The following is a 284-nucleotide window of genomic DNA, read 5'->3' as shown; positions in this document are numbered from 1 at the left end:
TCAGTTTTTTGTGACTAGTTTGGATGATTTTACTAGTCTTTGCGGTGAGATCCGCAATTTACGGGCACGTGAATTGGTCATCGGCTATGCTTTATCTGAGGAAGAAGAGCAGGTCTTTTCGAACCAGATGAACCTCCTGCTCTCTTTTGAGGATGAGGTGACGGAAGATGTCCAGCTGATTGACAACTCCTTGACAGACTTGGAAAAGGCTGCGGCAGGTAAACTCCTCAGCTACCTACATCGGACTCAGATGCGAGATCTGAGCCACTTGCAGAAGGTGGTCC

1 pseudogene is annotated in these 284 nt (G+C 47.9%); it reads left to right on the top strand.

Annotation, left to right across the window (positions count from 1 at the left end):
- Positions 1–284: pseudogene (locus tag C1G53_RS12285) on the top strand (DNA mismatch repair protein MutS); the annotation flags it as partial.

Source organism: Streptococcus suis (genome assembly GCF_002960445.1).
GTDB lineage: Bacteria > Bacillota > Bacilli > Lactobacillales > Streptococcaceae > Streptococcus > Streptococcus hyiners.
This window is presented reverse-complemented; position numbering and strand designations above follow the sequence as displayed.